General features: G+C 64.0%; 24 protein-coding genes and 1 tRNA gene. 16 read left to right on the top strand and 9 right to left on the bottom strand.

The features are described 5' to 3' along the window. Positions 1–6 precede the first annotated feature (6 nt). The 6 genes from ureE (at position 7) to BSY239_RS22465 (ending at position 3,026) form a co-directional block, all read left to right on the top strand. Positions 7–570 (top strand): urease accessory protein UreE, encoded by a 564-nt coding sequence (ureE, locus tag BSY239_RS13140; protein ID WP_083239967.1) that lies wholly within the window; start codon positions 7–9, stop codon positions 568–570. Continuing rightward, the gene (locus BSY239_RS13145) at positions 557–1,276 is read left to right on the top strand and encodes an urease accessory protein UreF (RefSeq protein ID WP_069047250.1); all 720 of its coding nucleotides are present in this window, start codon (positions 557–559) and stop codon (positions 1,274–1,276) included. The genes ureE and BSY239_RS13145 overlap by 14 nt, the downstream gene beginning before the upstream one ends. Further along, positions 1,273–1,956, top strand: a complete 684-nt coding sequence (gene ureG / locus BSY239_RS13150) for an urease accessory protein UreG (protein ID WP_069047251.1) — start codon at positions 1,273–1,275, stop codon at positions 1,954–1,956. Before BSY239_RS13145 ends, ureG begins: the two co-directional genes overlap by 4 nt. A gap of 24 nt (positions 1,957–1,980) precedes the next feature. Then, positions 1,981–2,068, top strand: a tRNA-Ser gene (locus BSY239_RS13155). A 239-nt stretch (positions 2,069–2,307) separates the two neighbouring features. Continuing rightward, a complete protein-coding gene (locus BSY239_RS13160) occupies positions 2,308–2,646 on the top strand; it encodes a hypothetical protein (protein WP_156775479.1) in 339 nt (112 codons plus the stop codon). Positions 2,647–2,717: 71 nt separating this feature from the next. Next, the gene (locus BSY239_RS22465; protein WP_172823110.1) at positions 2,718–3,026 is read left to right on the top strand and encodes a hypothetical protein; all 309 of its coding nucleotides are present in this window, start codon (positions 2,718–2,720) and stop codon (positions 3,024–3,026) included. Positions 3,027–3,029: 3 nt separating this feature from the next. On the opposite strand, the gene BSY239_RS13165 is transcribed toward BSY239_RS22465, so the two are convergent. Then, positions 3,030–3,842: a hypothetical protein gene (locus tag BSY239_RS13165; protein WP_069047252.1), complete on the bottom strand. Its 813-nt coding sequence runs from the start codon at positions 3,840–3,842 to the stop codon at positions 3,030–3,032. 281 nt (positions 3,843–4,123) lie between these two features. After that, complete coding sequence (locus BSY239_RS13170; protein ID WP_069047253.1) at positions 4,124–4,645, bottom strand: DUF4148 domain-containing protein; 522 nt, start codon at positions 4,643–4,645, stop codon at positions 4,124–4,126. Positions 4,646–4,853: 208 nt separating this feature from the next. Between BSY239_RS13170 and BSY239_RS13175 the strand changes: the two genes are divergently transcribed. Further along, entirely contained in the window at positions 4,854–5,534 is a 681-nt protein-coding gene (locus tag BSY239_RS13175; RefSeq protein ID WP_069047254.1) for a heavy metal response regulator transcription factor, read from the top strand. After that, on the top strand, positions 5,531–6,913 hold the full coding sequence (locus tag BSY239_RS13180) for a heavy metal sensor histidine kinase (RefSeq protein WP_083239968.1): 1,383 nt from the start codon (positions 5,531–5,533) through the stop codon (positions 6,911–6,913). Before BSY239_RS13175 ends, BSY239_RS13180 begins: the two co-directional genes overlap by 4 nt. Before the next feature lie 12 nt (positions 6,914–6,925). Here the strand turns inward: BSY239_RS13180 and hemW are convergent, their stop codons facing one another. The 5 genes from hemW to BSY239_RS13205 form a co-directional block, all read right to left on the bottom strand. Continuing rightward, positions 6,926–8,107 (bottom strand): radical SAM family heme chaperone HemW, encoded by a 1,182-nt coding sequence (gene hemW, locus BSY239_RS13185; RefSeq protein ID WP_236944198.1) that lies wholly within the window; start codon positions 8,105–8,107, stop codon positions 6,926–6,928. 89 nt (positions 8,108–8,196) lie between these two features. Then, positions 8,197–8,820: an RdgB/HAM1 family non-canonical purine NTP pyrophosphatase gene (rdgB, locus tag BSY239_RS13190; RefSeq protein ID WP_069047256.1), complete on the bottom strand. Its 624-nt coding sequence runs from the start codon at positions 8,818–8,820 to the stop codon at positions 8,197–8,199. After that, complete coding sequence (gene rph / locus BSY239_RS13195) at positions 8,817–9,554, bottom strand: ribonuclease PH (RefSeq protein WP_069047257.1); 738 nt, start codon at positions 9,552–9,554, stop codon at positions 8,817–8,819. Before rph ends, rdgB begins: the two co-directional genes overlap by 4 nt. 9 nt (positions 9,555–9,563) lie before the next feature. Next, on the bottom strand, positions 9,564–10,463 hold the full coding sequence (locus BSY239_RS13200) for a PP2C family protein-serine/threonine phosphatase (RefSeq protein ID WP_069047258.1): 900 nt from the start codon (positions 10,461–10,463) through the stop codon (positions 9,564–9,566). Further along, on the bottom strand, positions 10,460–11,467 hold the full coding sequence (locus BSY239_RS13205) for a serine/threonine protein kinase (protein WP_069047259.1): 1,008 nt from the start codon (positions 11,465–11,467) through the stop codon (positions 10,460–10,462). The genes BSY239_RS13200 and BSY239_RS13205 overlap by 4 nt, the downstream gene beginning before the upstream one ends. A 60-nt stretch (positions 11,468–11,527) precedes the next feature. Here BSY239_RS13205 and BSY239_RS13210 point away from each other — a divergent pair, with 60 nt between their 5' ends. The 4 genes from BSY239_RS13210 to BSY239_RS13225 all read left to right on the top strand — a co-directional run bounded on the left by BSY239_RS13210 (position 11,528) and on the right by BSY239_RS13225 (position 15,719). Beyond that, positions 11,528–12,460 carry a YicC/YloC family endoribonuclease gene (locus BSY239_RS13210; protein ID WP_172823111.1) on the top strand — a complete coding sequence of 311 codons (933 nt, stop codon included), beginning with the start codon at positions 11,528–11,530 and terminating at the stop codon, positions 12,458–12,460. A gap of 2 nt (positions 12,461–12,462) precedes the next feature. After that, on the top strand, positions 12,463–13,083 hold the full coding sequence (gmk, locus tag BSY239_RS13215; RefSeq protein WP_069047261.1) for a guanylate kinase: 621 nt from the start codon (positions 12,463–12,465) through the stop codon (positions 13,081–13,083). Between the two features lie 28 nt (positions 13,084–13,111). Continuing rightward, on the top strand, positions 13,112–13,315 hold the full coding sequence (gene rpoZ, locus BSY239_RS13220) for a DNA-directed RNA polymerase subunit omega (protein WP_069047262.1): 204 nt from the start codon (positions 13,112–13,114) through the stop codon (positions 13,313–13,315). A gap of 145 nt (positions 13,316–13,460) precedes the next feature. After that, positions 13,461–15,719, top strand: a complete 2,259-nt coding sequence (locus BSY239_RS13225; protein ID WP_069047263.1) for a RelA/SpoT family protein — start codon at positions 13,461–13,463, stop codon at positions 15,717–15,719. Here BSY239_RS13225 and greB read toward each other — a convergent pair whose 3' ends face one another. Further along, entirely contained in the window at positions 15,720–16,283 is a 564-nt protein-coding gene (greB, locus tag BSY239_RS13230; protein ID WP_069047264.1) for a transcription elongation factor GreB, read from the bottom strand. A gap of 430 nt (positions 16,284–16,713) precedes the next feature. On the opposite strand from greB, the gene BSY239_RS22100 reads away from it, so the two are divergent. After that, positions 16,714–16,866 carry a DNA-binding protein gene (locus tag BSY239_RS22100; protein WP_082585723.1) on the top strand — a complete coding sequence of 51 codons (153 nt, stop codon included), beginning with the start codon at positions 16,714–16,716 and terminating at the stop codon, positions 16,864–16,866. Positions 16,867–17,020: 154 nt separating this feature from the next. Here BSY239_RS22100 and BSY239_RS13235 read toward each other — a convergent pair whose 3' ends face one another. Then, positions 17,021–17,791, bottom strand: coding sequence for an IclR family transcriptional regulator domain-containing protein (locus BSY239_RS13235; protein ID WP_056272060.1), 771 nt, complete (start codon positions 17,789–17,791; stop codon positions 17,021–17,023). A 152-nt stretch (positions 17,792–17,943) separates the two neighbouring features. Here BSY239_RS13235 and BSY239_RS13240 point away from each other — a divergent pair, with 152 nt between their 5' ends. The 3 genes from BSY239_RS13240 to BSY239_RS13250 are packed head-to-tail and all read left to right on the top strand — an operon-like array spanning position 17,944 to position 20,718. Next, positions 17,944–19,203 (top strand): aromatic ring-hydroxylating oxygenase subunit alpha, encoded by a 1,260-nt coding sequence (locus BSY239_RS13240; protein WP_056272063.1) that lies wholly within the window; start codon positions 17,944–17,946, stop codon positions 19,201–19,203. After that, positions 19,200–19,676 carry an aromatic-ring-hydroxylating dioxygenase subunit beta gene (locus BSY239_RS13245; protein ID WP_056272065.1) on the top strand — a complete coding sequence of 159 codons (477 nt, stop codon included), beginning with the start codon at positions 19,200–19,202 and terminating at the stop codon, positions 19,674–19,676. Before BSY239_RS13240 ends, BSY239_RS13245 begins: the two co-directional genes overlap by 4 nt. A gap of 7 nt (positions 19,677–19,683) precedes the next feature. After that, positions 19,684–20,718 (top strand): 2Fe-2S iron-sulfur cluster-binding protein, encoded by a 1,035-nt coding sequence (locus BSY239_RS13250; RefSeq protein ID WP_236944066.1) that lies wholly within the window; start codon positions 19,684–19,686, stop codon positions 20,716–20,718. Positions 20,719–20,724: the final 6 nt, after the last annotated feature.

Below are 20,724 nucleotides of genomic sequence, written 5' to 3' on the forward strand. Positions count from 1 at the left end.
GTCCCCATGCTGCAAGCCTCCAAACTCATCCCTCAGGGCCAGGGCCTCGCGCGCACCATGGTGCAGCGCGCCTCGCACCTGGAACTGGACTGGGATGTCCGCCAGAAGAGCCGCTTCGACACCGTGGCCTCCGACGAGCGCCACGTGGGTGTGTTCCTGCCGCGCGGCACCGTGGTGCGCGGCGGCGACGTGCTCGTCACGCAGGACGGCTCGCTGCTGCGCGTGGTGGCCGCGCCCCAGGCGGTGCTGCGCATCACCGCCTGCCCCGACCACCCGGCCCACGAGCAGGCCTTCGACCTCATGCGCGCGGCCTACCACCTGGGCAACCGCCACGTGCCCATCGAGCTGCGTCCCGATCACCTGAAGATCGAGCCCGACCATGTGTTGGCCGACATGCTGCGCGCCATGCACCTCACGGTGGTGGAGGTGCGTGAACCCTTCGAGCCCGAGGCCGGCGCGTATGGCGGTCATGGCGCGGGGGGTGGTGACAGCCATGTGCATGGCGCGAAGGACACTCACAACCACCACCACGGCCACGACCACGACCACCACAACCATGACCACGGCTGACGTGGCCGACGCGCCGCCCCGCTCGGCCGCCAGCCTGCTGCAGATCCTCTGGCTCGCATCACCGGCTTTGCCGGTGGGTGGTTTCTCGTATTCCGAAGGGCTTGAATCGGCCGTGGACGCCGGCCTGGTATCGGATGAACACAGCGCAGCCGCCTGGCTCACCGACCAGCTGCACCTGGGGCTGGCGCGCAGCGACCTGGCGGTGGTGGCGCAGGCCATTCCCGCCTGGCGCGCCAACGATCTCGACCGCATCACCACCCTCAACCGCTGGGTGCTGCAGACCCGCGAGACCTTGGAGTTCCGCCTGCAAAGCGAGCAGATGGGCCGCTCGCTGCTGGAGTGGGCGCGCCAGCTCGGCGAGCTGGGCACGGGTGTGTTTGAACAACTGCACGGTGCCCGCCTGGACCCACCCACCTACCCGGTGGCCTGCGCCTGTGCTGCCGCCAGCACCGGGGCCAGCGTGCACGACAGCCTGGTCGGCTACGCCTTCGGCTGGTGCGAAAACATGGTGCAGGCGTCCATCAAGTCGGTGCCGCTGGGCCAGAGCGCCGGCCAGCGCATGCTCGCGCGCCTGGCGCAGCAGATTCCGGCCGCGGTCGACCACGCCATCCAATTGCAGGACGATGAGCGCCAGGCCTTCACTCCGCTGCTCGCCATTCACTCAGCCCGCCACGAAACCCAATACTCACGCCTGTTCCGCTCATGACCCCCCTGCACCACATTCCCCGCCGCAGCAAACACCTGCCCCCGCTGCGCGTGGGCATCGGCGGCCCCGTCGGCTCGGGCAAGACCACGCTGCTGGAGATGCTGTGCAAGGCCATGCGCGAGCGCTACGACCTGATCGCCATCACCAACGACATCTACACCAAGGAAGACCAACGCATCCTCACCGTGAGCGGCGCACTGCCGGCCGAACGCATCATGGGCGTGGAAACGGGCGGCTGCCCGCACACCGCCATCCGCGAGGACGCCTCCATCAACCTCGAAGCCATCGACCGCATGCTCGGCGAGTTCCCCGACGCCGACGTGGTGTTCATCGAAAGCGGCGGCGACAACCTCGCCGCCACCTTCAGCCCCGAGCTCAGCGACCTCACCATCTACGTGATCGACGTGGCCGCGGGCGAAAAGATCCCGCGCAAGGGTGGCCCCGGCATCACCAAAAGCGACCTCTTCGTGATCAACAAGACCGACCTGGCCCCGCACGTGGGCGCCGACCTGGAGGTGATGAAGGCCGACACCGCCCGCATGCGCCCCGACAGCGCGCGCCGGCCCTGGGTCATGACCAACCTCAAGACGCTGGCCGGCGTGGACGAGGTGGTGCGCTTCATCGAGACGCGCGGCATGCTGCTCCCATCACGACCCGAGGCCACGGCCATCGCAGGCTAAAATCCACGCGTTGCAACCGCATCCGGAGACGTGGGTGAGCGGTTTAAACCAGCAGTCTTGAAAACTGCCGACTCGCAAGGGTCCGTGAGTTCGAATCTCACCGTCTCCGCCAACGAATTCAAGGGCCTTGAGCAATCAAGGCCCTTTTTTCTTGCCCGTTCGGCACTCGGCAGAACAAGCCGAAACACCCGCTTGCAAACAATCCGGCGAGCCCTCTTCAAATGCGATCAATTCTCATTTAACATGGGGCCAGCAAGCCAGCCTCGGTCCTTCACCACCCGCCAGTTCTGACCGGCAGCCAGCACCGCTCGCGCCCAGGCGCGACATCCACACCCTTGTCTGGAGACCGCTGTGAACACCGAACCCGAACTGCACGAAGACGAAGAACACGTGATGCCCTGCGCCGAAGCCATGCTCGCGGGCACGCTGGCACTGATGACGGGCCACGCCCAGAGCGCCTGCGCCACGCAGCGCGACTTGATGGGGCGCAAGATCCGCTCCAACCTGTTTTTTCTGGGCCAGCACCCGGGCTTGTCACCGAGCTTTCGCACGGTGGTGCAACGCATGCACCAGCACTGGGACGTTTTGTTGAAGGCCGGCGACGGGCCGGCCGAGCGAGCAGCCCTGAACGCCGACGACCTGCTGCCCGAGCGGCGCCTGTGGCACTCCACGGCATCGCTGGTGCAATGAGTGCGCGGCCGGAGGGCGTGGTGCTGGAACACGCTGTGTTGTGCCGGCACCTCGGTGGCGTTCAGGACCGGATGTCCAGACTCATGCAGGAGAAAGAGGTGGCGCTGAATGCCCTGACCAGCGAGGTGGTGCGGTTGCGCGGGCAACTGGTGGTGGCGCGGACCTGCGTGCTGTGGGGAATGACTGTGGCGGTGGTAAACGTCACACACCGATCCCGTGCGTCACACCCTGCGCATGCCCAACCAGGTCAAGAACCGAACCTGGATGCGGCACGAAAAGCCATCTGCCAGACCGGCTGCTCGGGCCATGCCCATCCGTGGCTCGCGCAGGATGGGCAGTGTCGGTGGAGCGGGCGGATTTGTGATGGGGGTATTGACTGAGTTTTAGCGAACGCCATACACCACTGCCCCTAGCTGGCGATCGGCGCTCAGTGTGGCAAAGGTCAACTGAAATCCTGCGCCCGCCGCCACCAGGTACGCAACACCCGCAGAAGGCAAGCCTTCGTTCAGGCAAGGGGAGCCACCATTGGTGACCGATACGTTGAATACGTTCTTGGCAGAGGCACGTGGGACAAAACGGCCGGAGAAAGGGCAACCTGAAACCGAACCGACGGTTGCCGAGAAATTGCCATCCAAGTTCACCGTAAGGGTGTGCTGATCGTTGCCCTGGCCGCGCACGGTCCAGGAGCCCGCGAGGCTGGCCAGATCGGCGGCGGCGTTGTAGTCATACGCTGACTGCGGAGCACTGGTGATCGTTGAGGTGGTGCTCGAGTCCGTGATCGTTCCGCTGATGGACTTGGCCGACGCGTTGTAGCTCGCACTGGCCACCGCATTCGTGGCCAAGGCGGGGGGTGGGTTCGCGAAATTCCGCACACTGCCCGCAATGAACAAGCTGCCGTTGGAGGTTCCCGTGCCCTGCGCAAAGCCCTTTACATCCAGAGACGTGCCGTTGGGCGTTCCGTAAATGGTCCAGAACTGACCGTTCTCAAGCACCAGCATTTGAAACGCCGTGCTGCTACCGGGCAGCGTCGGATTGCCAAGCTGGGCAGGGAATTCAGTCACGACCAGAGAGCCCGCGTAGTACCCCTCAGCAGACGGCCCCGCCGGCGCGCCGACAACGTCATCGCCGCCCCCACCACAGCTGACCACTCCCGCCAGGGCCACCAAAGACACCGCCAACGCTGCATAACGTTTCATGAGAGCTCCCCTGTGAAAACAGACCACTTTCATCCGGTGGATGAACTTTCATGATGGTACGGAGTAGGGTTTCGCCTTTCTGTGCGCTGGCGCGCCAAGGGCCCCGAGAGAGTGAGAACTGCTTCACGCACGCGCGCAAAAACACCAACGGGCCCGAAGGCCCGCTGGTGATCTGCGCAGATGAGGGTTCAAGGGCCGGGGCCCGTGCGGTCTGGATTCTTCGTTTGCGGGCGGGGCGAGCCATCTCGTGAACAGCTGCCGCCCCGCGGCCGGGCGCTTCATCACTGGCGGTTCAGTTGACCGACGTTCATGCTGTCGGCAGCGCGCAGGCCGGCCTGGCGAATCTGCTCGACTTGCTCGGGCGTGGCGATTTTGGGGTATTCGTTTTCGCTCACATCCAGCAGACCGAGGCGGCGCGCTTCGGCGGTTTCAGCCATCACCTGTGCGCGGGTCTTGCCCATCTGGGTCTGCTGGGCGGGGTAGTTGGAGGGATTGATCTGGTTCAGCTTCAAGCCGGTTTCAATGTCGGCCACCAGGTCGCCGGTGCGGACGGCTTCGGCCAGTTCGGCTTTCACCTGTGCGCGGGTCTTGCCCACCTGGCTCGGCTGGGCCGGGTAATTGGAGGGATAGAGTTCGTTGAGTTTCAGACCGCGCTCGGTGTCCGCCAGCAGGTCGCCCGTTCGAACGGCTTCGGCCAGCTCGGCCTGCACCTGTGCACGGGTCAGCGGAGCACTCTGGGCCATGGCGGTGCCGGCGGTGGCGGCGAAGACCAGGGGCAAAAGGATGGTGGTGGAGAGTTTCATGATGATTCCTTGTGAGAGCGTTGGGGGAAGACTGGTGTGCCTCTGTGTTTGGCACAGGAAGAACTTTAAAAACCGAACGTGTCGTTTCCCGAACGCCAGAATGACAAATTCGTAATGCAGCAAAAGGGCGGTTTCCGGGACAATTGCGGTCATGCCCGGGGGTAGCCAAGCCCCTGCCCTGCCCTGCCACCCCACACGGATTCCTGCCATGCGCGTGCTGGTCATTGAAGACGAAGCCAAGATCGCTGACTACGTCAAGCGCGGCCTGTCCGAGGCCGGCTACACCGTGGACGTTGCGCGCGACGGCATCGAGGGCCGCTACCTCGCGCTCGAAGGTGACTACCAGTTGGTGGTGCTCGACATCATGTTGCCGGGCATCGATGGTTTCGGCGTGCTGTCGGCCCTGCGGCAGAAGCGTGGCACGCCGGTGCTCATGCTCACCGCGCGCGACCGGGTGGAAGACCGCGTGCAGGGCCTGGAAGCCGGGGCCGACGACTACCTCGTCAAACCCTTTGCCTTCTCCGAGCTGCTCGCCCGCGTGGGCGCGCTGCTGCGCCGCGGCCCGGCGGCAACAGACGCGGCCAACACGCGCATGGCGGTGTGCGATCTGGAGATGGACCTGCTCGGCCGCAAGGCCTGGCGCGCGGGCCAGCGGCTGGACCTCACTGCCAAGGAGTTCTCCCTGCTCGCGCTGCTGGCGCGGCGCAAGGGCCAGATCCTGTCGCGCACCACCATCGCCGAGCAGGTGTGGGACATGAACTTCGACTCGGACACCAACGTGGTGGAGGTGGCGGTGCGTCGCTTGCGCTCCAAGATGGACGACCCGTTCAAACCCAAGCTGCTGCACAACGTGCGCGGCATGGGCTATGTGCTGGAGGAGCGGGCATGAACACCACGGCACTGGACACCACACCCGTGAGCAGCACGCCCGCCGAGACACCTTGTGCCTATTCCATCGGTCGGCGCCTGTCGCTGCTACTGGCCATCCAGACCGTGATCGGGCTGGGGGTGTTGCTGGCGTTCATCTACGGCGCCACCACCATGCTTTTCACCGCCAAGCACGAGGAAGAGCTGCGCAGTTACTCCGCCGTGCTGGTGGATGTGGTGCGCGAAGCCAATGCCAAAGGCGGTGAAGCCGAAGTCAAGGCCAAGCTGGCCTGGCTGGCCGAACGCCGCCCGGGCACCTTCGTGCAGGTGAACCGTGCCGATGGCAGCGAGCTCTACCGCGACAAGGCGCCCACCTTCGACGTGGCCACCTCGGAGTCGCGCGCCATGCCGTTCACGGTCGACACCTCGAACGGCGCCGGGCCTCTTCAGGGCCAGCTGACCCTGGACTGTTCGCAAGACGCCAAGACCGCCCGGCGCATGGCGCTGCTGCTGATCGCCGCCGTGCTGGCGGGCGCGGCGCTGGTGGGCTGGGGCACGTTCTGGCGCGTGCGTTGCAGCCTGCGGCCCTTGAACGATCTGGCGGCGCAAACCAAGGCGATCGACGCCCGCCGCCTGGGGCAGCGGCTCTCGCTGGCAGAACCGGTGGAGGAACTGCAACCGCTGATCGACCAGTTCAACGGCCTGATGCAGCGCGTGGAGCGCACCTATGTGCAGCTCGAAGGCTTCAATGCCGACGTGGCACACGAGCTGCGCACGCCGCTGACCAACCTCATTGGCCAGACCGAGGTGGCGCTGAGCCGCGAACGCACCACGGGTGAGCTCGAAGACACCTTGCACTCCAACCTGGAAGAGCTGCACCGCATGGCGGCCATCGTCAACGACATGCTGTTCCTCGCGCAGGCAGACCGTGGTGTGAAGGCGCGACGGGGTGCGGCGGTGAGCCTGGCGGAGCTGGTGCAGCAGGTGGTGGAGTTTCACGAGGCGTCGATGGAAGAGCGCGGCCTGACCGCGACCATCATCGGCGACACCGCCTTGTCGGTGGACGAACCGCTGGTCAAACGCGCCATGTCCAACCTGCTGGGCAACGCCATCCGCTACGCCGACGCGGGCTCCACCCTGAGCGTGCGCATCGCCCGCGAAGCCGGCGACAGCGTGCGGCTGTGGGTGGAAAACACCGGCCCCACGATCGAAGCCGAGCACCTGCCCCGCCTGTTCGATCGTTTCTTCCGCGCCGACGTGTCGCGCTGCGAGCTGGAGAAGCCGCACCACGGCCTGGGCCTGTCCATCGTCGCGGCCATCGCGCGCATGCACGATGGTTTTCCGGCCGCGGAGTCGAGTGGTCGCACCACGCGTGTGGGCTTCAGCCTGCACACCGCCTGAGGCAGGGCGGCTTCAGTCCGCGAGAAAGATTTCCTGCAGGTCGCTGAGGAAGTCGAAGCCCCGATCGGTGGGCCACACACGGACCGCATCGCGCTCGATCAGGCCTTTCTGCACCGCGAGCGCAAGCCCGGCTTCGATGCTGGAGAGCGGCAAGCCCGTGCGCTCCGTGAACTGCTGCAGGCTGAAGCCCTCCTTGAGCCGCAAGGCGTTGAGCATGAACTCGAACGGCAAAGCCTTGCGCGGCACCTCGTCGGCACTCACCACCGCATTGCCCGCCAGCGCACGCTCCATGTACAGGCGCGGCTCGCGCACCCGCACCGGGCGTCCCACGCGGTGGGCAAAACTCAGCTTGCTGTGCGCGCCCGCACCAATGCCCAGGTAGTCGCCGAACTGCCAGTAGTTCGTGTTGTGCCAGCTGCGGTGCCCGGCGCGTGCATAGGCCGACACCTCGTACCGCTGCAGCCCCGCCTCGGCGGTGAGTTCGGTGATGCGATCCAGCATGTCCCAGGCTTCGTCCTCGGGCGGCAGGGCCGGCGGGTACTTCGCAAAGTAGGTGTTGGGCTCCAGCGTGAGGTGGTAGATGGAGATGTGCGGCGGCGAAAACGACAGTGCGGTGCGCACGTCGGCCTCACAGTCGGCCAGCGTCTGCCCGGGCAGGGCGTACATGATGTCGAGGTTGAAGGTGTCGAAAGCCTGTGCGGCTTCATCGACCGCGGCCATGGCCTGGTCCCGGTCGTGTACACGACCCAGCGCCTTGAGGTGCACGTCGTTGAAACTCTGCACACCGATGGAAAGGCGCGTCACACCCGCTTCACGGAACGCGCGGAAGCGGTCTTTCTCGAAGGTGCCCGGGTTGGCTTCCAGCGTGATCTCGGCGTCGGCGTCGAGCCGCAGCAAGGCACGGACATCGCCCAGCAGGCGGTCGACGGATGCGGGTGAAAACAGACTGGGCGTGCCGCCACCGATGAACACGCTGTGCACCGTGCGGCCCCAGATCAGGGGCAACGAAGCTTCCAGGTCGGCGCGCAAGGCGTCCAGGTAACGCTCCTCGGGCAGCGGCTGACCCGGCTCGGACGTGGCGCTCCATTCGTGCGAATTGAAATCGCAGTAGGGGCACTTCTTCAAACACCACGGCAGGTGAATGTAGAGCGAGAGCGGCGGCAAGCTGTGCAACTGCAGCGTGCCGGGGCGCATCCAGTGGCGCACATCGTTCCAGGGCGCTTCGGGTGTGGACGCCTTGCGACCGGGCAGCCCCCCGGGCCACGCCACCGGCTGGTCGGCACTCATGGTGCGGTCTCTGGCGCGGGCGCGAACCAGCGCTCGCGCATCAAGGCCAGCATGTGTTGCGCTGCACGCCCACGGTGGCTGTTGGCATTTTTCAACTCGGTGGGCAGCTCGGCGAAGGTCTTGCCAAAAGCCGGCAGATACATGACCGGGTCAAAGCCGAATCCGTTCGCCCCGATGGGCTGCTGGGTGATGAGGCCGGGCGCGCGGCCCGTGGCCACCAGCGGCTCGGGGTCGTCGGCGCTGCGCAGGGCCACCAGCGTGCTCACCAGCGCGGCGCGGCGGTCCTGAATGCCCTGCATCTGCTCCAGCAACGCACGCACGTTGTTGTCGTCACCCTTCTCGTACCCGAACTGCGTGGCGTAGAAAGCCGTGTCCACACCGGGCAAACCGCCAAAGGCTTCCACACACAAACCGGCGTCGTCCGCCAGCGCCGGCAGACCACTGACCTGCGCGGCGTGTCGCGCCTTGGCCAGCGCGTTTTCCACAAAGGTGCGGTGTGGCTCGGGCGCTTCGGGAATGTTCAGATCGGCCTGGCGCACCAGCTCAATGCCCAGCGGCGCAAACAGCGCCTGCAACTCGGCAAGCTTGCCTTTGTTGTTGGACGCCAGGACCAGCTTCATGCCTTGTTGATACCCAGCGTCTGCTTCTGCAAGGTCACGAGTTCGCCAATGCCCTTTTCGGCCAAGGCCAGCAGCGCGTCCATCTCGCGGCGTGTGAACGCCACGCCCTCGGCCGTACCCTGCACTTCCACAAAATGGCCGGCACCGGTCATCACCACGTTCATGTCGGTGTCGCAGGCCGAGTCTTCCACGTACTCCAGATCGAGCAGCGGCGTGCCTTGCAAGATGCCGACCGAAATCGCGGCCACGTGGTCCTTGATGGGTGAGGCGGCAATCTTGCCGTCGGCGATCAGCTTGCCCACGGCGTCGTGCGCGGCCACGAAAGCGCCGGTGATGCTCGCCGTACGCGTGCCGCCGTCGGCCTGGATCACGTCGCAGTCCAACGAAATGGTGCGTTCGCCCAAGGCTTTCAGATCGAACACCGCGCGCAATGAACGGCCGATCAATCGCTGAATCTCCTGCGTGCGGCCGCTCTGCTTGCCCTTCGCAGCTTCGCGGTCACTGCGGGTGTGCGTGGCGCGCGGCAGCATGCCGTACTCGGCCGTCACCCACCCTTCGCCGCTGCCGCGTTTGTGCGGCGGCACCTTCTCTTCCACCGACGCGGTGCACAGCACCTTGGTGTGACCGAACTCGATCAGCACCGAGCCTTCGGCATGCATGGTGTAGCTGCGGGTGATGCGCACCGGGCGCAGGGCATCAACGGCCCGTTGGCCGGGTCGGGAAACTTCGCTCATGGGGAAACCTCAGGTGTTGCGTTCGGCCGTGCGGCGAATCGCTTCGTTGATTTCGGCGATCGATTGTTCGATCGCCGCGTCGTCCAGATCTTCCATGGTCGAGTCGGGTGTGCCCGACTGGATGGTGGAGGCGAACACACCTTCTTCGATGTCCTCGGTGGACACGCGGGTGCTCTGGAATTCGTCGGCCGTCTCCCATTCCATGGCAAGCACGGTCACGTTGTCGCAGCGTGGGCCGCCACGTTTGAGCGCCAGCTCCACCAGCTCGGGCACGGCTTGCTCCAACGGCCGCTTGGACAACTCTTCCGTGATTTCCTCATCGGACACCGTGCCCCACAGCCCGTCAGAGCACAGCAGCACGCGGTCGCCCTGCATCAGTTGCACCGGGCCCGACAGGTCAAACACCGGTTTGGCCGGCGAGCCCAGGCAGGTGAACAGTATGTTGCGGTTGATGTGCTCGGTTGCGCGGCCCAGGTGGGCTTGCTGCTCCATATAGGAGTGGTCGCGTGTGCGCGTGAGCATTTCACCGTTGCGAACCACGTACAAGCGCGAGTCGCCACAGTGCACCCAGTACACATGGCCCCGCTCCATGACAGACGCCACCAGGGTGGTACGGGGTGTGTCGAGCATGCCCTTTTCGGCAGCGTAACGAATGATCTGGTGGTGCGCGGCCATCAGCGCGCTGGAGAGGAATTCAGGCACCTCCCTCACAGTGGGATTGGCCGCCTTTTGGAAGTACGCTGAGAAAGTCTGCAATGCCAGCTGTGCGGCCATGGCACCTTCGGGGTGTCCACCCATGCCGTCGGCCAGCACAAACAAGCCGGATTCCCGGGTGTAGGCATAGCCCATGCGGTCTTCATTGCGCTCCCGCCCACCTTGGCGGCTGATCTGATAGACCGAAAATTTCATCGAAACTTGGTGCCGGCGTTGGTGGATTTCCGCAGGGATTTCTTGTTGTCCGACACGATGTTGTCAAACTGCAGCCGCATTTTTTCGGCCACGGTGAGCTTGGTGTAACTGCGCTCGGTTTCGCGGCTGAGCTCTTTCTGCAGCGCAAACACCGATTGCGGACGCGACAAGGGATCCAGCGACATGCACCATTCGACCACCTCGATCAGGTTGTCGGAGTAGACGCCGCGCAGGCGGGACAGCGCCAACGACAGGCGGTCTTTTTCAAGACGTTGTGGCGCATCGTTGGGCGGATAACCCTGCATGCTGGCGTAAATGCATGCGCCGATCGCATAGATATCGGTCCAGGGGCCCATGCTGGAGTCGCGCCGGTACATCTCGGGCGCGGCGAAGCCGGGCGTGTACATGGGGCGGATGAAGTTGCCTTCCTTGCTCAACACCTCGCGAGCTGCGCCGAAGTCGATCAACACCGAGCGGTTGTCGTCGGTCACGAATATGTTGGCGGGCTTGATGTCGAGGTGCAGCATCTTGTGCTGGTGCACGATGCGCAGACCACGCAAGACCTCGTCGTACAGCGAACGGATGGTCGATTCGCGAAAAACCTTCTGCTTCTTCTGCTCTCGCGCAGTGATGATGAATTCCTGCAGCGAAGCGCCTTCCAGAAAGTTCATGACCATGTACACGGTCTCGTTCTCGCGGAAGAAGTTGAGAACGCTCACCACGGAGGCGTGTGAAATCTGAGCGAGTGCCCGACCTTCTTCAAAGAAGCTCTTCAAGCCCAGTCGGTAGAGCGAGAGTTTTTCGGGCTGCACTTGAGGCAACAACTCACCTGGTCCACGCGAAGCGAGCGAGGAAGGCAGGTATTCCTTGACGGCGACCTGCTGGCCTTCGGTGTCCACCGCGAGGTAAACAACACCAAAACCCCCGGCTGCCAGTTTGCGAACAATGCGGTAACCACCAATCACGGTGTCCGGCGGGAGCGGTGCGGGTTTGACCTTTGACATAATTCGGATGGTTTCCGGAACGCCTCGTTTTGGACCACTCAACCTGACGGGCAAAGTGCAATGGCAGTTTACAGCATGACCGGCTATGCAACGGCCCACCTGGGCGGGCCCGCCACGGCCGCGAACGCAGAGCCTGCGCGCGATCCAAAACCGGGCCTGGGCCTGGAGATCCGCTCGGTCAACAGCCGATTTCTCGACCTCACGTTCAAACTGCCTGACGACCTTCGCGGTTCAGAGCCGGTGCTGCGCGAACTGCTGACAGCACGCCTCAAGCGCGGCAAGGTCGAGGTTCGCGCGTGGATCGAAGGCCGCAGCGACGCTACCCCACGTTCACCCAGCGCAATCGAACTCCAGAAGCTCGTCGGTCTGCAAGACAACGTGCGCGCCTGGTTGCCCACCGCGGCGCCATTGTCGGTGGCCGAGGTCCTGGGTCTCACCTCGCGCCAGCAGGGCAATCCCGGCGAGCTCAACGAGGGGCTTCAGTCGCTGGCGGAGGTCGCCATCAACAACCTCATGGAAGCGCGCGAGCGCGAGGGCCAACGTCTGGCGGCCATGCTGCTGGACCGCCTGGGTCAATTGCGGCAACTGGCCAAGGATGCGCAACCGCTCATTCCCCAACTGGTGGCCCAACAACGCCAGCGTTTCATCGACCGCTGGAACGAGGCCCTGGCCGCCGGCGGTCCGTCGGTCACTGGCAACACGGTCACGTCCGACATGGCCAACGACCGGGCTCTCACCGAAGCCACCGCATTTGCCATCCGCATCGATGTGGCCGAAGAGCTGACGCGGCTCGACTCTCACCTGACCGAGATCGAACGGCTGATCAAAAAGGGGGCCGAGGTCGGCAAACGGCTGGACTTCCTGATTCAGGAGTTGCACCGCGAAGCCAACACGCTGGGATCGAAGTCGTCCAACCTGGAGCTCACGCGCATCTCGGTGGACATGAAAGTGCTCATCGAACAGATGCGCGAGCAGGTACAAAACATCGAGTGAGCATGGAATATCCCGGAAACCTGTTCGTCGTCGCAGCCCCCAGCGGGGCCGGCAAATCCAGCCTGGTCAAGGCCTTGATGGAGCTCGACTCGCGCGTTGCGCCATCCGTTTCGCACACCACCCGCCCACCCAGAGGCCAGGAGCTGCACGGGCGCGAGTACTACTTTGTGAGCAAGGAGACCTTTGACCACATGGTCATCCAGGGGTCGTTCCTGGAGTGGGCGATGGTGCACGGCAACCGCTACGGCACCTCCAAGATGGCCATCGAGCAACGCATGGCGCAAGGTGCCGACGTGGTGCTGGAGATCGACTTCCAGGGTGCGATCCAGGTCAAACGCATCTTTCCCAACGCGGTGCTGGTCTTCATCCTGCCGCCCAGTTGGGAAGAGTTGCGCTCGCGCCTGGAGCGCCGGGCCGAGGACAGCGCCGAGGTGATCGAACTGCGCCTGCAGAACGCCGCCTCCGAGGTGGCCCATGCCCGGGAATTCGACTTCGTTATAATCAATGAATTGTTCGAGCGGGCCCTGTTTGACCTCAAGGCCATCGTCCATGCCCAGCGGCTCAAGTTCGCCGCCCAGCGTATCGCCCGCGGCGATACCTTCAAAGCGCTCAACATCCTCTGACCTCAAGCCCGTTTACTGGAGCCCGCCCATGGCACGCATCACCGTCGAAGATTGTCTGGAAAAAATCCCCAACCGCTTTCAACTCGTGTTGGCTGCAACCTACCGCGCGCGCATGCTGAGCCAGGGCCATGCACCCAAAATCGAAAGCAAGAACAAGCCTGGCGTGACCGCACTGCGCGAAATTGCCGAAGGCAAAGTCGGCCTGGAAATGCTCAAGAAGGTTCCGCTCTGACCAGAGCCTGGGCCTCGAAAAAGAACACCGCGCTGCGGTGTTTTTTTTCGCCTGCGCGCCGCGCTGTCATCAATCCCACACAGCGTTGGGCACAACGCGGGCGTGTCACCCGGCGGCAAATGTCAGCACCGGCTAAAGTACCGGGATGCCCACCCTAGCCGACACCGGCTCCTTTTTGTCTTCTGACGACCAGGCGCATCCCGCCGCCAGCGCAGCCGCGGCCAGCTTTGCCGGACTGTTGGCCAAGCTCGACTACCTGAGCGCGGGTGACATCGAGAGCATCCGCCGGGCCTACCGGTTTGCCGATGAGGCGCACTTGGGGCAATTGCGCAAGAACGGCGACCCGTACATCACCCACCCGATCGCGGTGGCGGCCCAGTGCGCCGAGTGGAAACTCGACGCGCAGGCGCTCATGTCGGCGCTGATGCACGACGCCATTGAAGACTGCGGCGTGACCAAAGAGGAACTGGTGGAACGCTTTGGCGCGCCGGTGGCCGACCTGGTGGACGGCCTCACCAAGCTGGAGAAGCTGGAGTTCGACACCCGCGAGCAGAACCAGGCCGAGTCGTTTCGCAAGATGCTGCTGGCGATGGCCAAGGACGTGCGCGTCATCCTGATCAAGCTGGCCGACCGCACCCACAACATGCGCACCATGGGCGACATGCCCCGCAGCAAGTGGCAGCGCATCAGCAGCGAAACGCTGGAAATCTACGCACCGATCGCCCACCGGCTGGGTCTGAACTTCACCTACCGAGAACTGCAGGATCTGGCGTTCCGCTTCCTGCACCCCTGGCGCTACGAGGTGCTGTCCAAGGCGCTCAACAAATCGCGCAACCGCCGACGCGACCTGATTTCGCGCGTGCAAAAGGAAGTGGAAGCCGTCTTCGCGCAACAGGGCATGAACGTGCGCATCATGGGCCGCGAGAAGACGCTGTACTCCGTCTACCGCAAGATGGACAACAAACACTTGTCGTTCTCGCAGGTCACCGATGTCTACGGCTTTCGCATCGTCGTGCCCGAGCTGACCGACTGCTACACCGGACTCGGTGTGCTGCACCAGCTCTACAAACCGCTGCCCGGCAAGTTCCGCGATTACGTGGCGATCCCCAAGGTCAATGGCTACCAGTCGCTGCACACCACCTTGATCGGCCCGTTCGGCACCAACATCGAATTCCAGCTGCGCACGCACGCCATGGACGTGGTGGCCGAATCCGGTGTGGCTGCCCACTGGCTCTACAAGGCCAGCGAACCCGGCAGCGACATGTCGCAACGCCTGGGCACGCAGTGGCTGCAGTCGCTGCTGGACATCCAGCAGGAAACGCACGACGCGGGTGAATTCTGGGACCACATCAAGATCGACCTGTTCCCCGATGCGGTCTATGTGTTCACACCCAAGAGCAAGATCATGGCGCTGCCGCGCGGCGCCACGGTGATGGACTTTGCCTACGCCATCCACAGCGACGTGGGCAACCACACGGTGTCGGCGCGCATCAATGGCGAGCAACGGCCACTGCGCACCGAGCTGGCCAACGGCGACGTGGTTGAAATTTTCACCGCCGAGAGCGCCGAACCCAACCCGGCCTGGCTGTCGTTCGTGAAAACCGGGCGCGCGCGCTCCAAGATCCGTCACCACCTCAAAACGGTGGCGCAGGAAAAGTCGCACGAGCTGGGCGAGCGCATGCTGAGCCAGGCGCTCAGGTCGGAAGGTCTGGCCGCCCTGCCGGCCGAAGATGGCGAGTACCAGAGCACCTGGGAAAAGCTGTTGCGCTTCACCGGCAACAAGACGCGAGACGAATTGCTGTCCGACATCGGCATGGGCAAACGCATTGCCAGCATGGTCGGCAAGAAGCTCGCGGTGCTGTTGTCGGAAATGGGGCTCAAGCCCGACGCCCTGTTGATCAGCACCGAGCGATATGCCAGTGGTCGCGACGAATCGGCCTCGCAAGGAGTGGTCACACTCGACGGCAGCGAAGGCCTGTCGGTGCAGTACGCCCCGTGTTGCAAACCCATCCCGGGCGACCGCATCGTGGGTTATCTGGGCCGAGGCGAAGGCCTGGTGGTGCACGCTGAAGACTGCCCGACCGGCAAGCGGCTGCTGTTGCGCGACAGCGAACGCTTCCTGGAGGTGGAGTGGGCCGACGAACCGGTGCGCTCGTTCGAAACCACGGTGGTGGTGACCGTGACCAACGGCAAGGGCGTGCTGGCACGCGTGGCTTCCAGCATCGCGTCCGCCGAAGCCGACATCACCCATGTGGACATGGGTGACGAGCCGGCTCAAACCGCCACCGACATCCGATTCTCGGTGTCGGTGCGCGACCGCCAGCACCTCGCCGACGTGTTGCGCAGCCTCAAGCGCACGACCTCGGTGATCAAGGCGCAGCGCTTCAAGCCCGTCAAGGCCTGATCAGGCGTTGCCGGTGGGCGCCGGGTAGCTCACAGCCAGCACTTCCAGCTCCTGCGTGCCGCCAGGCACGACCAGGCGCACCACCTCGCCCACCTTGGCCTTGAGCAGCGCGCGCGCCACCGGCGACACCCAGCTGATCTGACCCTGCGCGCTGTCGGCTTCGTCCACCCCGAGGATGGTGACGGTGGTCTCGGCACCTGCATCGTCGGCATAGGTCAGCGTTGCACCAAAGAAAACCTGATCGCCTCCATGGTGCAGCGATGTGTCGACCACCTCGGCAATTTCGAGGCGGCGCGTGAGGAAGCGGATGCGCCGGTCGATCTCGCGCAGGCGCTTCTTGCCGTAGAGGTAATCGCCGTTTTCCGATCGGTCACCATTGCTGGCGGCCCAGTGCACGATTTCCACGATCTTGGGCCGCTCGTCGTCGATCAGGGCGAACAGTTCGGCGCGCAAGCGGTCGTATCCGGCGCGGGTGATGTAGTTCTTGCCGCCCGGCACCGGTGGGGGTGACGGGAGATCGTCGTCCTCGTCCTGATCGGACTCTTTGGTGAATGCCTTACTCATGGTGGCCTTTCGCCGCTGGCTTGCGATTTTTCAGCGGCAGAAATGAAAAAACCCTGCAGCTTGTGGCTACAGGGTTTTTTGTTTGGTGCGGCTGGCAGGAATTGAACCCACGACCCCTTGGTTCGTAGCTACCAGATCATCTGTAAGATGTTGATTTATATAGACTCTGCGACCGCTCATTGTACCAAAACTACCCTGTTTAGACATGTATTTCAGAGCCCAGTCCCGCAAAAGTCCCGCAGAGAAATTGCGTGCGAAGTCACATCGATCAGTTTCTGCGACCGGGGCGCAAACGTTTTCTGTAGCGTGAGCAGGCGCCCGGTGAGTGTTGTGAAGCGACAAAAATCCGCCCGCTCCTTGTGAGCTGTCAGGGAGATAGGTGTCGATAAATATATCTTATCGGCACTAATTTATATCAGAGAGCAGGGCGATGCCAACGAAAAGTACGAGAGTCTCCCGGGGCGTCCAAGTCGATGACGTTTGGGCCGCGGCCGACGGCGTGCTTGCCCAACGCAAGCGGCCCACGATCGAGCGCGTGCGCACGCACCTCGGTCGCGGATCCGCGCCGGCGCCGCCACCTTGAAGACTTCACCATTCACGTGCCGCAAGGTCGGTCAGAGCCCCTTTCTGCGCGAGTTGATCATTCCCTTTGGACGATCTGGATACGTCGTGTTGAGTTCCACTGATCTCTGCCGCTCTACGGGGGTCAGTTTTCAACGGAAGCCAACAGGCGGGCTCTACAACTGCAGTGCAAACGTCCTTCGTGCCACTTCAAGTTCTGGCATCAACTTGTTCACGACATCGTCGCGTGACATGCGCGAAGTGGCCACGGAAAGACTCATAGCCCCCAGCAACTCACCCTTTCCATTGCGCACCGGCACGGCAATGGAACGCAAGCCAATTTCCAGCTCTTCGTCACTCATCGAATAACCGCACTCGCGCGCAGCCTGCACCTCCTTCATCAGTGCCGCCACGTCAGTCTTTGTTTTCGGCGTAATCGCCTGGCGACTCATTCGCTGAAGGCGGAATTCAACCTCCTCGTCTGACATACCCGCGAGAAGCACTCGCCCGGTTGCAGAACAATAGGCGGGCAATCGCGCGCCGATACCGAGTCCGAAAGACAAGCTGCGCCGCTGAGTTGAGCGTGCAACGAAAACGACAAACTGCGAGTCCAGCACCGCCAGCGACGCGGACTCGCGCGTGCGCTCACTAGTGATCTCCAGGATGGGCTGCGCCACCTTGGTCAGGGGCGTAGAGTTCACGTAGGCGTGCACCAGCCGCAAGGTGCGCGGCTCGAGAAAAAAATGCCGCCCCGATGCTCGCGCGTAGCCTAGCTTGACGAGGGTAAGCAGGGCGCGGCGAGTCGAGGCCTTGCTGTGGCCTGTGATATCGGCCGCTTCGGTCAGCGTCAGAGGCGAATTGCTGACGCCGAAGGCCTCGATCAGGAGTAGGCCCTTCTCCAGACCCATGACGTATTCCTTGTCAACTGCACGCGCTTCATCGTCCATTTGCGGCCCCACTCGAAGTTGAATAAGTTCGGTATTCGAACATTTTGCCGGATTTTGTTGACCTTCATCAACTCAAAAAATACAGTCGCGGTTCACCAAACGGTCAAAAGTTCGGTATCCGAATTCTTCCAAGGCAAGAACCCCACTGCATCATGAGCGTCACCGCCCCTGCGAATAGCGCACCCCTAACCTTCTGGCCACCTGGGAACCTCACCCGCGTGCCATACCACCTGTACCAGGAACCGGCCGTGCTCGACGCCGAGCAACAGCGCATCTTCGAAGGCGCGACCTGGAACTACCTGTGTCTCGAAGCCGAGTTGCCACAACCCGGCGGCTACCGCACGACGTTCCTCGGCCGCATGCCGGTGGTGGTGGCGCGCGACAGCGACGGCGAGGTGTACGCGTTCGAGAACCGCTGCTCGCACCGCGGCGCACTGATCGTCCTGGACGACGGCGGCACCGCGCGTGACTTCCAGTGCGTGTACCACGCATGGCGTTATGACCGCCAGGGCAACCTCAAGGGCATCGCGTTCCAGAACGGCGTAAACGGAGAAGGCGGCATGGACCCTGCTTTCTGCATGAAGAGTCATGGTCCGCGCAAATTGAGAACGAGTGTGTTTTGTGGCCTGGTATTTGGCAGCCTGAGCGACGACGTGCCCGACCTGGAGGACTACCTCGGCCCGGAAATCGCGCGCGGCATCTCGCGCGTGCTGCACAAGCCGGTGCAGATCCTCGGCCGCTTCAAGCAGACGCTGCCCAACAACTGGAAGCTCTACGTGGAGAACGTGCGCGACACGTACCACGCGAGCCTGCTGCACGTGTTCTTCACCACGTTCCGGCTCAACCGCCTTTCGCAGAAGGGCGGCGTGGTGGTGAGCGAATGTGGCGGCAACCACATCAGCTTCTCCGCCATCGACCCCATCGCCGAAAATAGCGAGGACTACAAGACCGAGGAACTGCGTTCGGAGAAGGACGACTTCAAGCTCGAGGACGCCACGCTGTTGAAAGGAATAGACGAGTTCGGCGATGGCGTGACGCTGCAGATCCTCTCGGTATTTCCGGGCTTCGTGCTGGCGCAGATACAGAACACCATCGCGGTACGCCAGGTGCTGCCCGAAGGCCTGGAGACCACCGCCCTGAATTGGGTGTACCTCGGCTTCCAGGACGACACACCCGAGCTGCGCACCATGCGTCACAAGCAGTCCAACCTGATCGGGCCGGCCGGCTTCGTATCGATGGAGGACGGCGCTGTGGGCGGCTTTGTGCAACGCGGCATTGCCTCCGCTGGCGCGCAGGAAGCCATCGTCGAGATGGGCGGCGACAGCGTGCGCTCGCAGAGCAGCCGCACCACGGAAGCGTCCGTGCGCGGCTTCTGGAAAGCCTACCGCCTGCACATGGGAGCGGATGCATGAACGCGGTGATCGACACCGCGAGCGCGTTGGCGCTCAACGCGCATTGCGCGCGCTGCATCGACAACGACGAGCTCGAAGCCTGGACGCAGTTCTTCACCGAACACTGCCTCTACCGCGTGACCACCGCCGACAACCATGCGCAAGGCATGGAAGCCAGCCTGATCTACGCCGACTCGCGCGCCATGCTCAACGACCGCGTGCTCTCACTGCGCACCGCCAACGTCTACGAGAAACAACGTTACCGCCACCTGGTGGGCCTGCCCTCCCTGCTGGAGGACACGCCGCGCGGGCGCCGCAGCGAAACCCCGTTTGTGGTGGTGCGCATCATGCGTGGCGGCGAGACCAGCCTCTTCGCCACCGGGCGCTACCTCGACGAGCTGGTGATCGATGGAGGCGATACCCTGCGCCTGGCCAGCCGTGTGGTGGTCTGCGACAGCCACAACATCGACACGCTGCTGGCCATTCCCCTGTGAGCAAGCCGTGAGCACCCCGCACCTCATACGCATCGCCGGGATGGCCACCGCCATCCCCTGCGCCGCTGGTCAGACAGTGCTCGACGCAGTGCGACAGGCCGGCTACGAGATGCCGTTCTCGTGCAACTCGGGCGTGTGCGCGAGCTGCAAGGGCCGCGTCGTCTCGGGCCGGGTGAACCCCGGCGCGGCGGGTGAGCATACGCTCACGGCGGACGAGATCGCGCACGGACAGGTGCTGTTCTGCCAGGCGCGCCCGCTCACCGACATCGAGATCGAACCGCGCCAGATCGAGAAAACCGATCCGAACGCGCGCCGCCAGCTCGCCGCCAGGGTCATGCGCATCGACTTTCTGGCCAGCGACGTGGCGCGCCTCAAGCTGCGTTTTCCGGCGGGCGAGAAGGTGAAGTTCAAGGCCGGCCAGTACCTGCAGGTGCTGCTGCCCGACGGCCAGCGCCGCAGCTTCTCCATGGCCAACCCGCCGCACCAGAACGATGGCGCCGAGCTGCATATCCGCATGCTGGAAGGCGGCGCGTTCTCGCATTGGCTCGCGCACGACCTCAAGGTGGGTGACCACCTCCGGGTCGAACTGCCGCATGGCGACTTTCACCTGCGCGAGGGCAGCACCGCGCCCATCGTGATGCTCGCCAGCGGCACCGGCTTCGCACCCATCAAGTCGATGGTCGAGGACGGCCTGCGCCGGGGCCAGGCACGCGAGATCGCACTCTACTGGGGCGCGCGCACCGAGAAGGACCTGTACCTGCTCGACCTGGCGCGCGGGTGGGGAGAGCAGGCCGGCCTGCGCTTCGTGCCCGTGCTCTCCGAACCCGAGGCCGGCTGGAGCGGTCGCACCGGCTTCGTGCACCAGGCCGTGCTGCAAGACCACGACAGTCTTGCCGGCCACCAGGTCTACGCCTGCGGCGCGCCTGCCATGGTGAGCGCGGCGCGCAGCGATTTCGTCGAAACCCGCGGCCTGCCGCCCGATGCGTTCTTCTGCGACGCGTTCGTGGTGGCCCAGCCCCGCACCTCCGCGCTGACCGACTGAAGCACA

It is taken from the genome of Hydrogenophaga sp. RAC07 (assembly GCF_001713375.1).
Lineage (GTDB): Bacteria > Pseudomonadota > Gammaproteobacteria > Burkholderiales > Burkholderiaceae_C > Hydrogenophaga.

Coding starts and splice junctions, on each gene's coding strand:
- ureE (WP_083239967.1), top strand. CDS start 7: ATGCTGCAAGCCTCCAAACTCATCCCTCAGGGCCAGGGCCTCGCGCGC.
- BSY239_RS13145 (WP_069047250.1), top strand. CDS start 557: ATGACCACGGCTGACGTGGCCGACGCGCCGCCCCGCTCGGCCGCCAGC.
- ureG (WP_069047251.1), top strand. CDS start 1,273: ATGACCCCCCTGCACCACATTCCCCGCCGCAGCAAACACCTGCCCCCG.
- BSY239_RS22465 (WP_172823110.1), top strand. CDS start 2,718: ATGTCCAGACTCATGCAGGAGAAAGAGGTGGCGCTGAATGCCCTGACC.
- BSY239_RS13165 (WP_069047252.1), bottom strand. CDS start 3,842: ATGAAACGTTATGCAGCGTTGGCGGTGTCTTTGGTGGCCCTGGCGGGA.
- BSY239_RS13170 (WP_069047253.1), bottom strand. CDS start 4,645: ATGAAACTCTCCACCACCATCCTTTTGCCCCTGGTCTTCGCCGCCACC.
- BSY239_RS13175 (WP_069047254.1), top strand. CDS start 4,854: ATGCGCGTGCTGGTCATTGAAGACGAAGCCAAGATCGCTGACTACGTC.
- BSY239_RS13180 (WP_083239968.1), top strand. CDS start 5,531: ATGAACACCACGGCACTGGACACCACACCCGTGAGCAGCACGCCCGCC.
- hemW (WP_236944198.1), bottom strand. CDS start 8,107: ATGCGCCCCGGCACGCTGCAGTTGCACAGCTTGCCGCCGCTCTCGCTC.
- rdgB (WP_069047256.1), bottom strand. CDS start 8,820: ATGAAGCTGGTCCTGGCGTCCAACAACAAAGGCAAGCTTGCCGAGTTG.
- rph (WP_069047257.1), bottom strand. CDS start 9,554: ATGAGCGAAGTTTCCCGACCCGGCCAACGGGCCGTTGATGCCCTGCGC.
- BSY239_RS13200 (WP_069047258.1), bottom strand. CDS start 10,463: ATGAAATTTTCGGTCTATCAGATCAGCCGCCAAGGTGGGCGGGAGCGC.
- BSY239_RS13205 (WP_069047259.1), bottom strand. CDS start 11,467: ATGTCAAAGGTCAAACCCGCACCGCTCCCGCCGGACACCGTGATTGGT.
- BSY239_RS13210 (WP_172823111.1), top strand. CDS start 11,528: ATGGCAGTTTACAGCATGACCGGCTATGCAACGGCCCACCTGGGCGGG.
- gmk (WP_069047261.1), top strand. CDS start 12,463: ATGGAATATCCCGGAAACCTGTTCGTCGTCGCAGCCCCCAGCGGGGCC.
- rpoZ (WP_069047262.1), top strand. CDS start 13,112: ATGGCACGCATCACCGTCGAAGATTGTCTGGAAAAAATCCCCAACCGC.
- BSY239_RS13225 (WP_069047263.1), top strand. CDS start 13,461: ATGCCCACCCTAGCCGACACCGGCTCCTTTTTGTCTTCTGACGACCAG.
- greB (WP_069047264.1), bottom strand. CDS start 16,283: ATGAGTAAGGCATTCACCAAAGAGTCCGATCAGGACGAGGACGACGAT.
- BSY239_RS22100 (WP_082585723.1), top strand. CDS start 16,714: ATGCCAACGAAAAGTACGAGAGTCTCCCGGGGCGTCCAAGTCGATGAC.
- BSY239_RS13235 (WP_056272060.1), bottom strand. CDS start 17,791: ATGGACGATGAAGCGCGTGCAGTTGACAAGGAATACGTCATGGGTCTG.
- BSY239_RS13240 (WP_056272063.1), top strand. CDS start 17,944: ATGAGCGTCACCGCCCCTGCGAATAGCGCACCCCTAACCTTCTGGCCA.
- BSY239_RS13245 (WP_056272065.1), top strand. CDS start 19,200: ATGAACGCGGTGATCGACACCGCGAGCGCGTTGGCGCTCAACGCGCAT.